Genomic DNA, 233 nt, shown 5'->3' on the forward strand with positions numbered 1-233 from the left:
GCATCGGCCTGTCGCCCGATCCGGCCGCGTTGGCCGCGCTCACCCGCCGTTACGGCGTGGACGGCCTCGCCGCCTACGCGCCGCATGCCGAAGGCGGCCCCGCGACGTTCGAGATCCGCTGCCTGATGACGGGCGGCCAGTTCGGCACGCCCGGCGAGGACCCCGTCACCGGCAGCGCGAACGCCGCGCTGGCCGGACTGCTGACGCGCCAGGCACGCCGCCCCGGCCCGTCG

1 protein-coding gene is annotated in these 233 nt (G+C 77.7%); it reads left to right on the top strand.

What is annotated here, in order from left to right:
• Positions 1-233: hypothetical protein (locus AAEY80_RS14890; RefSeq protein ID WP_350588646.1), on the top strand; the 233-nt coding region annotated here is incomplete at both ends.

This window comes from Psychrobacter sp. 78a-MNA-CIBAN-0178 (assembly GCF_040309625.1).
In the GTDB taxonomy this organism is placed as follows: domain Bacteria; phylum Pseudomonadota; class Gammaproteobacteria; order Pseudomonadales; family Moraxellaceae; genus Psychrobacter; species Psychrobacter okhotskensis.